Consider the following 15,922-nt stretch of genomic DNA (forward strand, 5'->3'; position numbering starts at 1 on the left):
CGCTGTCCCGTGGTTCAGGGCTCGACGGGCAGCCAACAGCCGTCGTGGAAGGTCATGCCGCTCTCCTTGATGGACGCGGTGACGAGGTGGACGCGGGCGTGGCGGGACCCGGGCAGTATGGGAGCGCTTCGGCCAGCAGGCGGTAGACATCGTCGGTGTGGGGGTACGGCGACGGCGGGGATGAGGTTGTCGGGGACCGGAGTGCGGACCGTGAGCATCCTGACGGCGTCGACCAGGGAAGGTGGGGCAGATCTGGATGAAGAACAGCGCCTGGATCTCCAGACAGACCTGGCAGCGGTCGACGAAGGTGGCGATTTCGGCTCCGGCGGTCAGTCTCAGCCGGTGAAGCCGACGTTGGACGGTCGAAGCGGAGGTGTGTGCGTGCATGTCCCGGGCCGGGCGAGGCTCATGCGACCGTCCAAGGCGAGGGCTTCGATGAGGTGGAGGCTGTGGGGAGCTGATCAAGCAGGCTGCCGCCTGTCAGGGGTAGTCCGACACCAACCAGCGTTGGCCGCGAGGGCATCGCATGAATAACTCCCGCCGCCTGCAAGGTTGTAGATCGCAGTTCACGCCGAACCTGTTCAGGAGTGGGCCTGCCCGACCCGCGCGATCTCGTCAGGGTCGGGTACGCACAGGAGATGCTCAGCGCCGCCTTCGAGCATCTGGGCCATGTCGGCCGAGCGCGGCAGCATCGAGTTCTCGTAGCCGCGTACGGCATCGTCGATGGTGACCGCGTGGACGAGTGCGAGCGCGAGTTCGCAGGCGTCGAGCATGGCGAGGTTGACGCCGACGCCGAGCGGTGGCATGAGGTGGGCGGCATCTCCCAGGAGCGTCACGGTGGGGGAGTGCTCCCATGTGTGCGGCACCGGCAGGGCGAAGAGGGGACGATCGACGTAGGGGCCGTCGTTGTCGGTGATCATCCGGAGTGTCTGCGGTGACCAGCCCGCGTACTCGTTCAGCAGATGCGCACGGATGCCCTGGGTGTCCTCGGGATGAAGTCCGTTCGCCGTGATCCAGTCCACCGGGACGCGCTGCATGAGGTAGACGCGCATGTGGTCGCCGCTGTTGCGCTGGGCGAAGAGGCCGCGCTTGCCGTCGGCGATGTGGGCGCTGCCCTTGCCGACCAGTTCGGAGAGCCCGGGGTGCGCGGTCTCCATGTCGTCGAACCATGCCTCGAGGAAGCTGACTCCGGTATAGCTCGGTGTCGCGGGTGAAACGGCGGTGCGGACGCGGGAGGAGGCGCCGTCCGCACCGATCACGAGATCCGCTTCGACGGTCCTCCCGTCGGTGAACGTCAGCGTGCGCGGCCCGTCGTCCGGTCCGCTCACCGATGCGAGAGTCCGTCCCCACTGAACCGTCCCGGCAGTGAGTGAGCGCAGCAGGAGATCGCGAAGCTGTCCGCGGTCTATCTCGGGGCCGGCCGTTTCGCCCTCGTCCGGCAGATGGTGGGAAAGGACGCGCCCGGCGGGGTCCATACGGCGCATCTCCTGACTCTCGAGCCTGGCGAGCGCGAAGAACTCCTCCAGTAGGCCCGCCTCACGGAGTGCGAGCTGGCCGTCTTCCTTGTGCAGGTCGAGTGAGCCGCCCTGGTTGCGCGAGTTCACGTCTGGATCACGGTCGTACACCGTCACCGCAATGCCGTGCTGCTGCAGGATGCGTGCGCACGTGAGGCCTCCTGGGCCGGCTCCGATGATGCTGATCCGAGCGTTTGCGGGCGTCGGAGAGTCCACGGTGGATTCCTTTCGTCGGTGGGGTCCAGATGACGCCACGGCATGGCGATGCCCGGTGCCGCGACCTCACGGGGCGGCAACCCCTGAACCACCAAAGCAGAAACGAGTCCATAAGTGCAACCGTTACAGTTTCTGCTTCAGTGCACCTATGGGATAGGGTGGCGCCATGCCCGACTCTCCGACTGTTGGACGCCGCGAGCGCAAGAAGGCCGCGACGAGGCAGGCCATCGCCGACGCCGCCCTGGAGCTCTTCCTGGAGCATGGTTTCGAGCGAGTGAGCGTCCGCGACATCGCCGAGAGAGCCGACGTATCGACTACGACGCTCTTCGCGCACTTCCCGAGCAAAGAGGCCCTGGTCTTCGACCGCGAGGAAGAAGTCGAGGCGGCGCTGACGGCCGCCGTCCGCGAACGGCCCGAGGGCCAGGGTGTGGTCGAGGCGTTGCGCGCCCACGCGCTGAGGTCCTGGGTGCAGCTCGCATCGGATCCACGTCTGGTGCGGTTCACCGAGCTGGTGGATCAAACGCCCGCGCTGCGCGAGTACGGGGAGCGCATGTGGATGCGGCACGCGGACGCGCTCAGCACCGCCATCGCGGAGGAACTCGGCCGAGAACCGGATGATCTCGCATGCTCGGCACTCGCGCGGTTCGTCCTGCAGGTACCGACCTTGGCCAAGGGCCGACGCGATCCACGCGCGACGGTGGAGACAGTGTTCGACCTGCTGACCCGCGGTTGGCAGTCGCAGCTCGATGCAGAGGGTGCCGGCACAGACTCGCTCGCGAGCTGACCCGTTCAGGGGGGTCGACCCCGCCGAAAGGGGCGGGCGCCGGAACCCGGCGGCCGCCCCTGAGTGCGATCAGGCGAGTCCGCGCGACTCAGGGCCGGCGCGTGTCCTTGACCCGGCGGAGCTTGCCCAGCGATCGCTCCAGGGTCTCCGGATCGACGACGGCAACTTCGACGGTGACCCCGACACCGTCCTTGACGCCCTGCGCGATGATCTTCGCGGCCGCCTCACGCTGGTCGGGGCCGGTGCCGGGCTTGGCCTCCACCTGGACCGTCATGTGATCCATCCGTCCCCGCAGACTGAGCTGGATCTGGAAATGGGGAGCCACGCCAGGCGTGCGCAGCACGATCTCCTCGATCTGGCTCGGGAAGACGTTCACGCCACGCAGGATGATCATGTCGTCGCAGCGGCCGGTGATCTTCTCGATCCGCCGGAAGCCGGGGCGGGCGGTCCCGGGCAGCAGTCGCGTCAAGTCCCGCGTGCGGTAGCGGATGATCGGCAGGGCTTCCTTGGTCAGCGATGTGAAGACCAGTTCGCCGCTCTCGCCCTCGGCCGGCTGCTCGTCGGTGAACGGATCGACGACCTCTGGATAGAAGTGGTCTTCCCACACGTGCAGTCCGTCCTTGGTCTCCACGCACTCCTGCGCGACACCAGGGCCGATCACCTCGGACAGGCCGTAGATGTCGACGGCGTGGATGTCGAGGCGTTCCTCGATCTCGCGGCGCATCTCCTCCGTCCACGGCTCGGCGCCGAAGATGCCGATCCTGAGCGAGGTGGACCGGGGATCAACGCCCTGGCGCTCGAACTCGTCGAGCAGGGTGAGCATGTAGGAAGGGGTGACCATGATGATCTCAGGCTTGAAGTCCTGGATTATCTGCACCTGGCGAGCGGTCATGCCGCCCGATGCGGGGATGACGGTGCAGCCGGCCCGTTCGGCGCCGTAGTGCGCGCCGAGCCCGCCGGTGAACAGGCCGTAGCCGTAAGAGATGTGGACCTTGTGTCCCGGGCGGCCGCCGGCGGCGCGGATGGAACGGGCCACGACGTCGGCCCACATGGACAGGTCGTTGTCGGTGTAACCGACGACCGTGGGACGGCCGGTGGTCCCGCTGGAGGCGTGTACGCGCCGTACCTCGGACATCGGGACGGCGAACATGCCGAAGGGATAGCTGTCGCGCAGGTCGGCCTTGGTGGTGAAGGGGAAACGGGACAGATCATCGAGGCTGCGGCAGTCGTCGGGCTCGACCCCGGCCTCGTCGAACTTCCGCCGGTACAACTCGACGTTGGCGTAGGCGTGTTGCAGTGTGCTGCGCAGCCTGGTGAGCTGGAGGGATCTGATCTCCTCGCGTGACATCCGTTCGGCGTCATCCAGCAATGCCTCGGGGAGCGGGTCTCCCCGGCGGGCTTCCAGACGCTCGGGCACGATGACTTCGCTGCTCATTGCGGCTCCTCATGTTGCGTGCTGCGGAGCGTCCGACTGCGGCCGCGGAACTCCGCGATCACTTCGTCGCCGCGCAGGACACTCACGTCGTAGATGCCGCTGCGGCCGAACCGGGTGCGCTCGCGGGCTGTGGCCACCAGGACGTCGCCTTCGTGCGCGGGCGCAACGAAATCAATGTCGGCGGCCGCGGCGACGGTCACGGGTCCGTGGCTGTTGCAGGCGCAGGCGAATGCCGTGTCGGCGAGGAGGAACAGGTAACCACCATGAGCGATCCGGTGGCCGTTGACCATCGCAGGGGTCACGGACATCCGGAGCACGGCTGTCCCTTCGCCGTACTGCAGCAGCTCGATGCCAAGCCGTCGCGATGCCTCATCTGCGGCGAACATCTTTTCGGCAGGGCCCGGAGTCATGCCGGGCAGCTGGGTCGTCATTCCCACCACCTTGTGGACCGACCGAACATTCGGTTAGCGTGCGGCACGGCCAAGTAATCCAGCAAGACCACTGCCTGTCAAGAGGTGGCCCGCATGCCGCAGAAGAACCCCGAGAACCTCGACTACTTCGCACGTCACCGCGCCCTGCTCGAAGATGCCGCCGCTGCGGCGGCACGTCGTGACCACTGGAGTGCGTACCCCGAGTCACCGAGCAAATCCCTTTACGGGGACGAGGCGGCGAAGGACGGCGAGGCCGCCTTCCAGCGTCAGCTCGGCACCCCGTTCGACCTGCCCGGCCACCCCGGCCACGCATGGGTCGCGCCTACCGAAACGTCCCCCTACGGCTTCTCGCTCGGCGTCAGCTACCCCCATCTGTCGCCCGAGGACGCCGTAGCCACGGCGAAGTCCGCGGCGGCCTCCTGGCGGGACGCATCACCCGACACCAGGGCAGGCGTGGCCGCGGAGATCCTGGCCCGGCTGAACGGCGCAAGCTTCGAGATCGCCCACGCCGTGCAGCACACCACGGGCCAGGCATTCGTCATGGCCTTCCAGGCAGGCGGCCCACACGCCCAGGACCGCGGCCTGGAGGCAGTGGCCTATGCATGGGCGGAACAGAAACGGCACCCTGCCCGAGCCCGCTGGAGCAAGCCGCAGCGCAAGGGCGGCCCCCTGGTGATGGACAAGAAGTTCACACCCGTCGGACGCGGTGTGGCGCTGCTGGTCGCCTGCAACACCTTTCCGACGTGGAACGGCTACCCGGGCCTGTTCGCCAGTCTGGCAACGGGCAACCCGGTGGTGGTCAAGCCGCATCCCGGCGCGGTCCTGCCCCTGGCGATCACCGTGCGCATCGCCCGCGAAGTCCTGGCCGAGGCCGGCTTCGATCCCGACGTGGTGCTGCTCGCCGCGGAAGCGCCAGGAGAACGCAGCGCCGGCACCCTTGCTCTGCATCCCGATGTCCGGATCATCGACTTCACCGGGTCGACCGCCTTCGGCGACTGGCTGGAGACCCACGCCCGCCAGGCATCCGTCTACACGGAGAAGGCGGGCCTGAACACGGTGGTGCTGGACTCCACCGACGACTACCACGGCCTGCTGGGCAACCTCGCCTTCTCGCTGTCCCTCTACAGCGGGCAGATGTGCACCACCCCGCAGAACCTCCTCGTCCCGCGCGAGGGCTTCGCCACCGACCAGGGCGCCAAGAGCGCCGATGAGTTCGCCGCCGACCTGGCTGCCGCACTGGACAAGCTGCTCGGCGACCCCGCCCGGGCAGCGGGCACCCTGGGCGCCATCGTGAACGACGGTGTCCGCGAGCGGCTCGAGCAGGCCGCCGACCTGGGCCGTACGGTCCACGCGTCGGCCCCCGTGGAGCACCCCGAACACGCCAAGGCGGTCGTACGTACCCCGCTGGTGGCACGGCTCGACGCGGAGACCGACCGGGAGACCTACACGCACGAGTGGTTCGGGCCCGTCTCCTTCGTCATCGGCACCGATTCCACCGAGCACAGCCTTGCCGTCTTCCGCGACACCGTGCGCGAGCACGGCGCGCTGACCGCCGCTGTCCATTCCACCAGCGAAGAAGTCCTGGCGGCAGCGGAGTCGGCAGCCCTGGAGGCGGGCGTGCACCTCTCCGAGAACCTCACCGGCGGCGTCTTCGTCAACCAGTCGGCCGCCTTCAGCGACTTCCACGGCAGCGCCGCCAACCCGGCGGCCAACGCCACCCTGTCCGACGCCGCGTTCGTCGCCGGTCGCTTCGCGATCCTGCAGTCGCGCCGGCCCGCCCCTGTTGAGGAGTCTGTCTGATGTCCGATGAGGTCTACCTGATCGACGGCGCCCGGACCCCGCAGGGCCGCTACGGTGGCGCCCTGGCCTCCGTACGCCCTGACGACCTGGCAGCCCTCGTCGTCGGCGAGGCCGTGCGCCGCTCCGCCGTCCCGGGTGAAGCCGTGGACGAAGTCATCCTGGGAGCCGCCAACCAAGCGGGCGAGGACAACCGGGACGTGGCACGGATGGCCGTACTGCTCGCCGGGCTGCCGCACTCCGTGCCCGGCTACACCGTCAACCGTCTGTGCGCCTCGGGCCTGACCGCGGTCGCCGCAGCCGCACAGAGCATCCGCGCGGGAGAAGCGGATCTCGTGGTCGCGGGGGGAGTGGAGTCCATGACCCGGGCTCCCTGGGTCATGGCCAAGCCCGGTACGCCGTGGGCCAAGCCGGGGCAGGTGCACGACACCGCGCTTGGCTGGCGGTTCACCAATCCGCGCTTCGCCGCCGCCGACAGCGGCGTACCCGAGGACGCCGGACCGCAGGCAGTCAAGATCACACTGTCCATGGGGGAGACGGCCGAAGAGGTCGCAGCCCTGGACGGCATCACCCGTGGCGAGTCCGACGCGTTCGCCCTGCGCAGCCATCAGCGTGCCCTGGCTGCCCAGCAAGCGGGCCGCTTCGACCGCGAGATCGTGCCCGTCCCGGTGGGAGATGGTGAGGTGAGCCGGGACGAGGGCCCGCGCCCCTCCACCACTCTGGAGAAGCTGGGCTCCCTGCGGACCGTTTTCCGCAGGGACGGCATTGTCACGGCCGGCTCGTCCTCACCGTTGTCCGACGGAGCCGCGGCCCTGGTGATAGCGAGCAAGGACGCCGTGGACCGCTACGGGCTCACGCCTCGGGCGCGGATCGTTGCCTCCGCCTCTGCGGGTGTGCAGCCCAACCTCATGGGACTGGGCCCGGTTCCGGCCAGCGAAAAGGCTCTGGCCAGGGCCGGATGGCAGGCCGGTGAACTGGACGCCGTCGAACTCAACGAGGCTTTCGCTGCCCAGGCGCTGGCCGTTATCCGCCGTCTCAAGCTGGACGAGGACAAGGTCAACGCCGATGGCGGTGCCATCGCCCTGGGGCATCCGCTCGGCTGTTCCGGTGCGCGCATTCTGCTGACCCTGGTGGGCCGGCTCGAGCGCGAGAACGGCCGTCGTGGCCTGGCCACGCTGTGCGTGGGCGTGGGCCAGGGTGTCGCACTGCTGGTGGAGCGGATATGACTGCCCCCACTGATCGCCTGCTGTACGACACCTTGCTGGTGGAGGAGCGAGCCGACCGGGTCGTTGTCACCCTGCACCGCCCCGAGGCCCGTAACGCCATCAGCAGCCGCATGATCAGCGAACTGCACCAGGTGTGCGAACTGCTGGAACGCGACCCCAAGTTGCTGCTGCTGACCGGCCATGGCGGTGTCTTCGCAGGCGGCGCCGACATCGCCGAGCTGCTCGAGCGCGGCCGGGACCAAGCCCTGCAAGGCATCAACAGCCGACTGTTCGAACGAGTCCGGCGGTTGCCCATGCCCACGCTCGCCGCGGTGGAGGGCTGGGCCCTGGGCGGCGGGGCCGAGCTTGCCTACGCCTGCGACCTGCGCATGGCCGGCCCCGGTGCCGTATTCGGCAATCCCGAACCAGGCCTCGGCATCCTTGCGGCGGCCGGTGCCTGCTGGCGTCTGCCGGAACTGGTCGGAGAGTCGGTCGCCAAGCAGATCCTCCTGGCCGGCCGCAATCTCGACGCCCGGGAAGCGCACGCCGTCGGCCTGGTCATCGATGTCGTCCCCGCCGAGCAGCTGCTGGAGCAGGCCCACGCACTGCTCGATCGCATGGCGCGCTCGTCGGCAACGGCCCTGCGTCTGACGAAGCTCGTCGTCGACTCACCCGGAGCCCACCCCCTCGCCGACGACCTGGCACAGGCCGTGCTGTTCGAGGGTGAGGACAAGAAGGACCGCATGACACGCTTTCTTGAGAAGAGGAGCCGGGTATGACGTTGCCGCCCAAGACCGTCGCAGTCATCGGGGGCGGCCGCATGGGCGCGGGCATCGCCCAGTCCTTCGCTGCCGCAGGCTCGGTCGTGACCGTGGTGGAGAGCGGGGGAGAGGCTGCCGCCGCAGCGCTGGACCGCATCGCCGCCGGCCTGAAGCGCGCCGAAGAGCGAGGCCATCTCGCTGAGTCCGCGGAGGATGTCGCCCGCCGAGTGGCCGTCGTCCACGCGGTGGACGCTCTGCCCGTGGACACCGAGCTGGTCGTGGAAGCCGTACCCGAGGATCCCGCGCTCAAGTCCCGCCTGCTGAAGGCGGTCGAAGAAGCAGTGGACGATGCGACGGTCCTGGCCACGAACACCAGCTCGTTGTCCGTCACCGACCTCGCCGCCGTCCTCCGCCGCCCGGATCGCTTCCTGGGGATGCACTTCTTCAACCCGGTGCCGGCTTCGACGCTGGTCGAGATCGTGATCGCCCCTGACACCACTCCGCACACCGTCCAATCCGCTCTGGCTTGGACCAAGGCGCTGGGCAAGCAGGACGTCGTCGTCAAGGATTCCCCCGGCTTCGCCAGCAGCCGCCTCGGGCTGGCCCTGGGCCTGGAGGCCATTCGCATGGTCGAAGAAGGCGTCGCCGCGCCCGAGGCCATCGACGACGCGATGCGGCTCGGCTACAAGCACCCCATGGGCCCGTTGCGCCTGACAGACCTCGTCGGGCTTGACGTACGGCTCGCCATCGCCGAGTACCTCCACGCCACCCTCGGTGACCGTTTCGCGCCGCCGCAGCTCCTGCGGGACAAGGTCGCGCGCGGCGAACTCGGACACAAGACGGGACAGGGCTTCTACACATGGTGACCAGCACGGCATTGGATACACCCTGGACGGTGCTGTGGCCGTCATGGAGTTGCAGCGGCCCGCTCGCAACGCCCTGAACGTCCAGCTGCGGCGCGGCCTGCTGGACGCCGTGCAGCGGCTGCACGTCCACAGCGGAAGACCACCGCAACGCCGTGCGCGACTTGCTCGCCGGACGGCAGCCGTGGCTTCGGCGGGCACTGATCCGTCCTCGACGCTTGCCAGACAGGGGAGGACTCGCCGTATGATGGACCGAACGAATGGTCGGTAGGGAAGGTGGCAGAGATGACCACGGCACGCCCCGCGGCACCACCCGACGGTGACGCCGCGCACGAACTGAAGTCCGACTTCGAGGCGACGATCGCACGTGATCAGCGGATCGAGCCGCGTGACTGGATGCCGGAGGGCTACCGCAAGACGCTGATCCGGCAGATCGCCCAACACGCCCATTCCGAGATCATCGGCATGCAGCCCGAGGGTGAATGGATCACCAGGGCGCCGTCGTTGCGCCGCAAGGCGATCCTGTTCGCGAAGGTCCAGGACGAGGCCGGCCACGGGCTGTACCTGTACTCGGCCGCCGAAACCCTGGGAGCCGATCGGGAAGACCTGACACAGCGGCTGATCGAAGGCCGCCAGAAGTACTCCTCGATCTTCAACTACCCGACCCCCAGCTTCGCCGACATCGGCGTCATCGGCTGGTTCGTGGACGGCGCGGCGATCTGCAATCAGGTCCCTCTCTGCCGCAGTTCGTACGGGCCCTACGCACGCGCGATGGTCCGCATCTGCAAGGAGGAGTCCTTCCACCAGCGTCAGGGCTACGAGCTGCTGATGACGATGATGCGCGGCACCGAGGACCAGCGGGAAATGGTGCAGGACGCGGTGAACCGCTGGTGGTGGCCCTCACTGATGATGTTCGGCCCGCCCGACGACGACTCGCCCAACTCCGAGCAGTCGATGGCCTGGAAGATCAAGCGGCACAGCAACGACGAACTGCGCCGACGCTTCGTCGACATGACGGTGCCGCAGGCGGCCAAGCTCGGCGTGACCCTGCCCGACCCCGAGTTGCGCTGGAACGAAGAGCGCGGCCACCACGACTTCGGAACTCCTGACTACTCGGAGCTCAAGGAAGTGATCAGCGGCAACGGTCCCTGCAACACGCAGCGGATGCAGCGCCGCCGTGCTGCCCACGAAGAAGGCACGTGGGTGCGTGAAGCCGCAGGCGTCCACGCCGCCAAGGTGGCCGCCCGAGTTCGTGAGGAGGCAGCAGTATGAGCAGCCCGGAGAAAGAGACCCACGGCTGGCCTCTGTACGAGGTGTTCATCCGCGGGAAGCGCGGACTCAACCACGTTCATGTCGGCTCGCTGCACGCGGCGGACGACCGGATGGCGCTCACGCACGCCCGCGATCTGTACACGCGGCGCAATGAGGGAGTCAGCATCTGGGCCGTGCGCTCGGAGTACATCGCCGCCTCCACACGGGACGAGAAGGACCCCTTCTTCGCGCCCAGCGCCGACAAGGTCTATCGGCACCCGACCTTCTACGACATCCCCGACGATGTCCCGCACATCTAGGAGTTGGGGATGAGTGACGACCACGTCTACATGACCTTGGCCGAAGGGCACGACGACAGCGACTCTCGCTGGGCGTTCGGCACCGGCTTCGAAGATCCCTTGCACGGGGTGGACACGGCCGTCCCCGAGAACGTCGACGCGGCCGAACTGGCAGTCTGCTGCATGGCGCTCGGCGATGACGCCCTGGTGCTTGCCCAGCGGCTCGCCGAGTGGGTCACCCGGGCTCCCGAACTGGAAGAGGAGGTGGCGCTCGCGAACATCGGGCTCGACCTGCTGGGCCAGGCCCGACTGCTGTACGCCCGCTGCGGCATGGCGGACGGCACCGGGCGCGCGGAGGACGCCTACGCCTACTTCCGCGACGCCGACGACTTCCGCAACGTACGCCTCGCCGAACTTCCCAACGGCGACTTCGCGTTCTCCATCGTGCGGCTGCTCGTGCTCTCCAGCTGGCGCCTCGCCCACTTCGTCGAGCTGGCCTCCTCTCCCGACCCAGTGCTCGCGGCCATCGCAGCCAAAGGCGTCATGGAACTCACCTATCACCGGCAGTACGCCGCCGAGTGGACCGTGCGCCTGGGAGACGGCACGGACGAGTCCCACGCACGTGTTCAGGTGGCCTTGGACGCTCTGGCGCCCTACTGGGAAGAGCTGTTCGCGGCACACGACGCGCGGAGCGACGTACTGGCGGACCTTCAGCAAGTCCTCGAAGCCGCCGGGCTCCCCATGCCACAAGCCTCGCCACTGCCCGGAATCGGCAGGCAGGGTGGGCACACGGAACACCTTGCCCCGCTCCTGGCCGAACTGCAGAGTGTCGCCCGCGCTCACCCGGAGGCGACATGGTGACCGCCATGGCCGATACCCGACGCGCCCAGCACATCGCCGAACAGGTTCCTGACCCAGAACTGCCCATGCTCACCCTGGCCGACCTCGGCGTCCTGCGTGCCGTCACCATCGCGGCCGACGGGACAGTCGTCGCCAGCCTCACCCCCACCTACTCGGGATGCCCGGCCATGGCCGAGATGCGCGCAGGCGTCGCCGCGAGCCTGCGCGAAGCCGGCTTCGACCGCGTCGCGATCCGCACGGTCCTGGACCCGCCGTGGACGAGTGACTGGATCACCGCCACCGGACGGCGCAAGCTCGCCGAACACGGCATCGCACCACCGCTGGCGGCACCGAGGCGCCCAGGGGGACCCGTTCCCCTGAGCCTGTCGCCGATCCGGCGCACCGTTCCGTGTCCGCGCTGCGCATCGGTCGACACCGAAGAGACCTCCCGTTTCGCGGCCACCTCCTGCAAGGCATTGTGGCGGTGCCTCACCTGCCGCGAGCCGTTCGAGTACGTCAAGGAGATCTGATGCCAGAGGTGATGGCACCGACCGCCGGTGCCCCGGCGACAGCACGCCGGCGCCGCCCGGCGTTCCATCCGTTGCGTGTTGCCGCAGTGGAACGCCTTTGCGAGGACGCCGTCGCTGTCAGGTTCGAGATCCCCGACGCTCTGGCCGAAGAGTTCGTCTTCAGTCCTGGGCAGTCACTCACCCTGCGGCGTGACATCGAGGGGCGCGACGAAAGGCGCTCCTATTCGATCTGTTCGCCCACAGGGGCCCCGCCCCGCATCGGAGTCCGCGAAGTCGCCGGCGGGCTCTTCTCCTCCTGGCTGGTTCATGAGGTCAGAGCAGGGGACACCATCGAAGTCATGGCCCCAACCGGAGCCTTCACGCCCGATACCGCGGTGCCCGGCCACCATGTGCTCGTCGCGGCCGGCTCGGGCATCACCCCCATGATGTCCATCGCCGAGTCGGTGCTGGCGGCGGACGACCGCTCAGAGGTCACGCTCTTCTACGGCAACCGCCGCACCGACACCGTGATGTTCGCCGACGAACTGGCCGACCTGAAGGATGAGTACCGCACCCGGTTCCAGCTGGTCCACGTCCTCTCCCGCGAACCCCGCGAGGCCGATCTCCTCTCCGGTCGGCTCGACGGCCACCGGCTCGGCGCCCTCATCGAGGGACTGATCGACGTTCCAACCGCCGACCACTGGTGGCTGTGCGGCCCCCACGGCATGGTGCGCGATGCCAAACAAGTACTTGACCTGCTCGAAGTTCCCGCCGAGCGAGTCCACCAAGAACTGTTCTACGCGGACGAAGGGGCGCAGCCCGTCCGCCGGGAAGAGGCGGCAGCCGACGGGCCGGTCAGCCAGGTCACCGTCACTCTCGACGGCCGCTCCACTACCGATGGACTGCCCCGCGACACCACGCTCCTCGACGCTGCAGCACGGATCCGTCCGGATCTCCCGTTCGCCTGCAAGGGCGGCGTGTGCGGCACCTGCCGGGCCCGCATCACGGACGGCGAAGCGGACATGCGCCGCAACTACGCCCTCGAACCGGCCGAGGTGGAAGCCGGCTACGTGCTGACCTGCCAGACGTATCCCGTATCCGAGAAGTTGACGGTCGACTACGACAGTTGACGGTCCGACGGCCGGCATGTTCCGCCCGAGCGCCGGCCTCTGAACCCTCGCGCTCGGCGGAGATCCTTAATCGGTGTTCGAAATGCCGTGTGCCCCCTACAGTGACGCCCAATGACACTCCTACATGTTCATGACTACGGGGGCGAAGGCCCTCAACTGGTTCTACTGCACGGTTACGGACGGTCGTTCGCCGATTGGGACGCCTCGGCCGCCCTCCTCACCGTCGGGCACCGTGTCCTCGCCCTCGACCTTCCCGGGCACGGCCGTTCTCCCGGTATCTCTCCCTGGACCATCCCCGCTGTGGTGCGGCACATCGCGGACACGCTCGACGAGCGTGGCGTGCCGGAGGCCGTTGTGGTGGGCCATTCCCTTGGCGGAGTGGTCGCGGTCGAGTACGCCCGGGCGAACCCGGGCCGTGTGCGTGCCGCCGTGAATCTTGACGGCTTCTGGTGGGGACGCGAGTACCCCGGCGCCGACCGGGTGAGTGAGGTGTTGCTGGCTTCGGCCGGGGCCATCGCGCCACCCGAGTACATCGAGGAGAAGGTCGTCAACTCCGTCCGGTTCGGCATTCCCGCCGGCCATGCGGAGGCCGCTGCCCGCGCGGCCGCACGCCCGTTGCCCGACGGCAAGTGGCAGACGCTGCCGGAACGGGCGGAGGCGCTGGAGCTCTTCGACGAACTCCACAGGATCTTCGCGCTCGGCGTCACCGCGTGGCTGGACGGGGTCGACTCCCCGCTGCTGCTGGTACAGGCCGGCCGACAGCTTCCGCCTGCGCCTGGCATGGAGTGGTTCGGAGAGTTCAGCGCCCGGTTCGCACAAGGGGTCTCCGAGGAGCTGGCCGTGCTCTCACCCGCCCGGCCGACGGTCAGCGTCAACCGGATTGACGCCACCCATCTCATGAACATGGAGTCTCCGGAAGCGGTGGCGACGCTGGTCGCCGGGTTCGTTCGAGGACTGCCCGACTAAGGATGGCCTGCTGCGGCAGTTCTGCCGAGTGGACGTCCGGAACGGTCGTCTGCGCGTCGGGCCTGGTCTCAGCCCGTTAGCAGCCCTGGCTATCGTCGATGTCATGGCCTCAAGCGATCATCCGCTCGAACTCATCCAGAGCAAGCCGGACATCCGTGGGCTGGCGGGACCTACTTCCTCTGCGTCGATGAAAGCGGCCGGCGCGCAGTAGGGTTCGCCAACTCCGGAGGGGCGGGCGGGCTGATCGCCCACGACCTGTCGGGCGCACTGGAGATCATCGTTGGGCTGGGATGGCGGGATTGCCTTGGCTTCTCCAGCGGTGGCGATCTGGAGGTCATGCAGGCCTCCGCCCAGCATGTTGCGGGGCTGAACCCGGTCCCTGATGCGTGACAGAGAAGGGCGCTCGTGAGACCGGACCGATGCCGGCCTCACGAGCGCTGAATTCGTGCTGCGGCGTTCGGGCCTCAGACGCGGGGCTGCAGGTACTCGAAGACGGATCCGTCCGGGTGGCGGGCAACGATCCTGGTGCCGTTGGGTACTTCGCTGGGTGCTTCGAGGATCGCGGCGCCGGCCTTGTCGAGGGCGTCGAGAACGGGGGGCAGGGAGTCGACGATGACGGTCGCGTTCTGCGAGACGTACTTCTCCAGCGGGCCGGAGTAGAGCAGGAAGGGTCCTACCAGTGCCAATTCCAGCTCGCGGTAGGGGAATCGGTGGACTTCCACGTCTCCGGCGAGGTCCTGGTAGAGCGGGATGGCGTCATCGAGGTTCTCTACTTCGACGTTTGTGACCATTGCTCGGATGTTGCTGCTCACGGGGGATCTTCCTTGCTCAGTTGGCGGTGAAGGCGGGGTAGTCGGTGTAGCCCTCGATGTGACCGGCGTAGTAGGTGTCCCGGTCGCCCTCGGCCAGCGGGTGGCCCTGTGCAAAGCGCTCGACGAGGTCGGGGTTGGCGATGAAGGGGGCGCCGAAGGAGACCGCGTCGACGATTCCGTGGTCGAGGATCTCGTTGCCGAGGGCCTGGGTGAAGCCGAGGTTGGCGACGATGTTGCCCTGGTAGTGGGCGCGGTAACGGGAGAAGAGGGCGATGCGCTCCTCGATGGTGCCGGGGGTGCCCAGGAGATGCAGATAGGCCAGGCCGCTGTCGTTGAGCATCTTGAGCAACTGGTCGTAGTCGGCGAGGGTCTCCTCGTCCGCGGTGAACGCGGTTCCGCTGGTCCAGCCCGGGGACATTTTCACGCTGATGCGGTCGCTGCCCCACACGTCACTGACGGCGTCGAGGATGTCCAGGAGGAACTGGGCCCGCTTCTCGCTGCTGCCTCCGTAGGCGTCGGAGCGCTGGTTGAGGCGAGGGTTGAGGAACTGCGGGATCAAGTGGGATCCCTGGGCGTGGAGTTCCACGCCGTCGAAGCCGGCGCGGCGCGCGTTCTCGGCCGCATGGCGGTAGTCGGCGATGGTGCCGGCGATCTCGGCGGGGGTGTAGGCGCGCGGGGTGAGGGTGTCCTTCGGACCGGAGGGGGTGAAGGACTTCTCGCCGGGGTTGACGGCCGAGGGTCCGGCGGGCAGGCGGCCGCCGTGGTGGTCGGGGTGGGAGGCCGCGCCGACGTGGCCGAACTGGGAGACGATCCGCCCGCCCGCCTCGTGCACGGCTTCGGTGACCTTCGCCCAGCCGGCGGTCTGTATGCCGGTGTAGATGCCGGGGACGTTGACGTAGCCGATCGCGTCGGGGCTGACCCAGGTTCCCTCGGTGACGATCAGGCCGGCGCTGGCGCGCTGCGCGTAGTAGGTCGCGTGCAGGTCGGTGGGGGCCAGTTCCGGGTTCTGAGCGCGGGCGCGGGTCATGGGGGCCATGACGACGCTGTTGGGAAGCTCCAGCGCGCCGAGACGGACGGGCTGCAGCAGGGGGTGGCTGGTCATGAGCAAC

General features: G+C 68.3%; 16 protein-coding genes. 11 read left to right on the plus strand and 5 right to left on the minus strand.

Going from position 1 to position 15,922, the window contains the following annotated elements; translation table 11 throughout:
- Positions 1 to 581: 581 nt before the first annotated feature.
- Positions 582 to 1,730, minus strand: a complete 1,149-nt coding sequence (locus ACFWM2_RS37920; RefSeq protein WP_383290118.1) for an FAD-dependent oxidoreductase — start codon at positions 1,728 to 1,730, stop codon at positions 582 to 584.
- Positions 1,731 to 1,896: 166 nt separating this feature from the next.
- Here ACFWM2_RS37920 and ACFWM2_RS37925 point away from each other — a divergent pair, with 166 nt between their 5' ends.
- Positions 1,897 to 2,514, plus strand: a complete 618-nt coding sequence (locus tag ACFWM2_RS37925; RefSeq protein WP_383290121.1) for a TetR/AcrR family transcriptional regulator — start codon at positions 1,897 to 1,899, stop codon at positions 2,512 to 2,514.
- Positions 2,515 to 2,602: 88 nt separating this feature from the next.
- Here the strand turns inward: ACFWM2_RS37925 and paaK are convergent, their stop codons facing one another.
- Positions 2,603 to 3,949 (minus strand): phenylacetate--CoA ligase PaaK, encoded by a 1,347-nt coding sequence (paaK, locus tag ACFWM2_RS37930; RefSeq protein WP_383290124.1) that lies wholly within the window; start codon positions 3,947 to 3,949, stop codon positions 2,603 to 2,605.
- Entirely contained in the window at positions 3,946 to 4,380 is a 435-nt protein-coding gene (gene paaI, locus ACFWM2_RS37935) for a hydroxyphenylacetyl-CoA thioesterase PaaI (protein WP_383290127.1), read from the minus strand. The genes paaK and paaI overlap by 4 nt, the downstream gene beginning before the upstream one ends.
- A gap of 93 nt (positions 4,381 to 4,473) precedes the next feature.
- On the opposite strand from paaI, the gene paaN reads away from it, so the two are divergent.
- The 10 genes from paaN (at position 4,474) to ACFWM2_RS37985 (ending at position 14,001) form a co-directional block, all read left to right on the plus strand.
- Entirely contained in the window at positions 4,474 to 6,180 is a 1,707-nt protein-coding gene (gene paaN, locus ACFWM2_RS37940; RefSeq protein WP_383290130.1) for a phenylacetic acid degradation protein PaaN, read from the plus strand.
- The gene (locus ACFWM2_RS37945; protein WP_383290133.1) at positions 6,180 to 7,403 is read left to right on the plus strand and encodes a thiolase family protein; all 1,224 of its coding nucleotides are present in this window, start codon (positions 6,180 to 6,182) and stop codon (positions 7,401 to 7,403) included. Before paaN ends, ACFWM2_RS37945 begins: the two co-directional genes overlap by 1 nt.
- Positions 7,400 to 8,161 carry an enoyl-CoA hydratase/isomerase family protein gene (locus ACFWM2_RS37950; RefSeq protein ID WP_383290136.1) on the plus strand — a complete coding sequence of 254 codons (762 nt, stop codon included), beginning with the start codon at positions 7,400 to 7,402 and terminating at the stop codon, positions 8,159 to 8,161. The genes ACFWM2_RS37945 and ACFWM2_RS37950 overlap by 4 nt, the downstream gene beginning before the upstream one ends.
- Entirely contained in the window at positions 8,158 to 9,009 is an 852-nt protein-coding gene (locus ACFWM2_RS37955; RefSeq protein WP_383290139.1) for a 3-hydroxyacyl-CoA dehydrogenase family protein, read from the plus strand. The genes ACFWM2_RS37950 and ACFWM2_RS37955 overlap by 4 nt, the downstream gene beginning before the upstream one ends.
- Positions 9,010 to 9,291: 282 nt before the next feature.
- On the plus strand, positions 9,292 to 10,278 hold the full coding sequence (gene paaA, locus ACFWM2_RS37960; protein ID WP_383290142.1) for a 1,2-phenylacetyl-CoA epoxidase subunit PaaA: 987 nt from the start codon (positions 9,292 to 9,294) through the stop codon (positions 10,276 to 10,278).
- Entirely contained in the window at positions 10,275 to 10,577 is a 303-nt protein-coding gene (paaB, locus tag ACFWM2_RS37965) for a 1,2-phenylacetyl-CoA epoxidase subunit PaaB (RefSeq protein WP_383290145.1), read from the plus strand. Before paaA ends, paaB begins: the two co-directional genes overlap by 4 nt.
- Before the next feature lie 9 nt (positions 10,578 to 10,586).
- Positions 10,587 to 11,417 (plus strand): 1,2-phenylacetyl-CoA epoxidase subunit PaaC, encoded by an 831-nt coding sequence (paaC, locus tag ACFWM2_RS37970; RefSeq protein ID WP_383290148.1) that lies wholly within the window; start codon positions 10,587 to 10,589, stop codon positions 11,415 to 11,417.
- Positions 11,411 to 11,926 carry a 1,2-phenylacetyl-CoA epoxidase subunit PaaD gene (gene paaD, locus ACFWM2_RS37975; protein WP_383290151.1) on the plus strand — a complete coding sequence of 172 codons (516 nt, stop codon included), beginning with the start codon at positions 11,411 to 11,413 and terminating at the stop codon, positions 11,924 to 11,926. The genes paaC and paaD overlap by 7 nt, the downstream gene beginning before the upstream one ends.
- An 11-nt stretch (positions 11,927 to 11,937) precedes the next feature.
- Positions 11,938 to 13,035 carry a 1,2-phenylacetyl-CoA epoxidase subunit PaaE gene (paaE, locus tag ACFWM2_RS37980; protein WP_383290373.1) on the plus strand — a complete coding sequence of 366 codons (1,098 nt, stop codon included), beginning with the start codon at positions 11,938 to 11,940 and terminating at the stop codon, positions 13,033 to 13,035.
- 111 nt (positions 13,036 to 13,146) lie between these two features.
- Positions 13,147 to 14,001 carry an alpha/beta fold hydrolase gene (locus ACFWM2_RS37985; protein ID WP_383290154.1) on the plus strand — a complete coding sequence of 285 codons (855 nt, stop codon included), beginning with the start codon at positions 13,147 to 13,149 and terminating at the stop codon, positions 13,999 to 14,001.
- A 464-nt stretch (positions 14,002 to 14,465) separates the two neighbouring features.
- Here ACFWM2_RS37985 and ACFWM2_RS37990 read toward each other — a convergent pair whose 3' ends face one another.
- Complete coding sequence (locus ACFWM2_RS37990; RefSeq protein WP_383290157.1) at positions 14,466 to 14,813, minus strand: VOC family protein; 348 nt, start codon at positions 14,811 to 14,813, stop codon at positions 14,466 to 14,468.
- A gap of 16 nt (positions 14,814 to 14,829) precedes the next feature.
- Positions 14,830 to 15,915: an alkene reductase gene (locus ACFWM2_RS37995; protein WP_383290160.1), complete on the minus strand. Its 1,086-nt coding sequence runs from the start codon at positions 15,913 to 15,915 to the stop codon at positions 14,830 to 14,832.
- Positions 15,916 to 15,922: the final 7 nt, after the last annotated feature.

Origin of the sequence: Streptomyces sp. NPDC058371, assembly GCF_042723265.1 — a bacterium.
GTDB lineage: Bacteria > Actinomycetota > Actinomycetes > Streptomycetales > Streptomycetaceae > Streptomyces.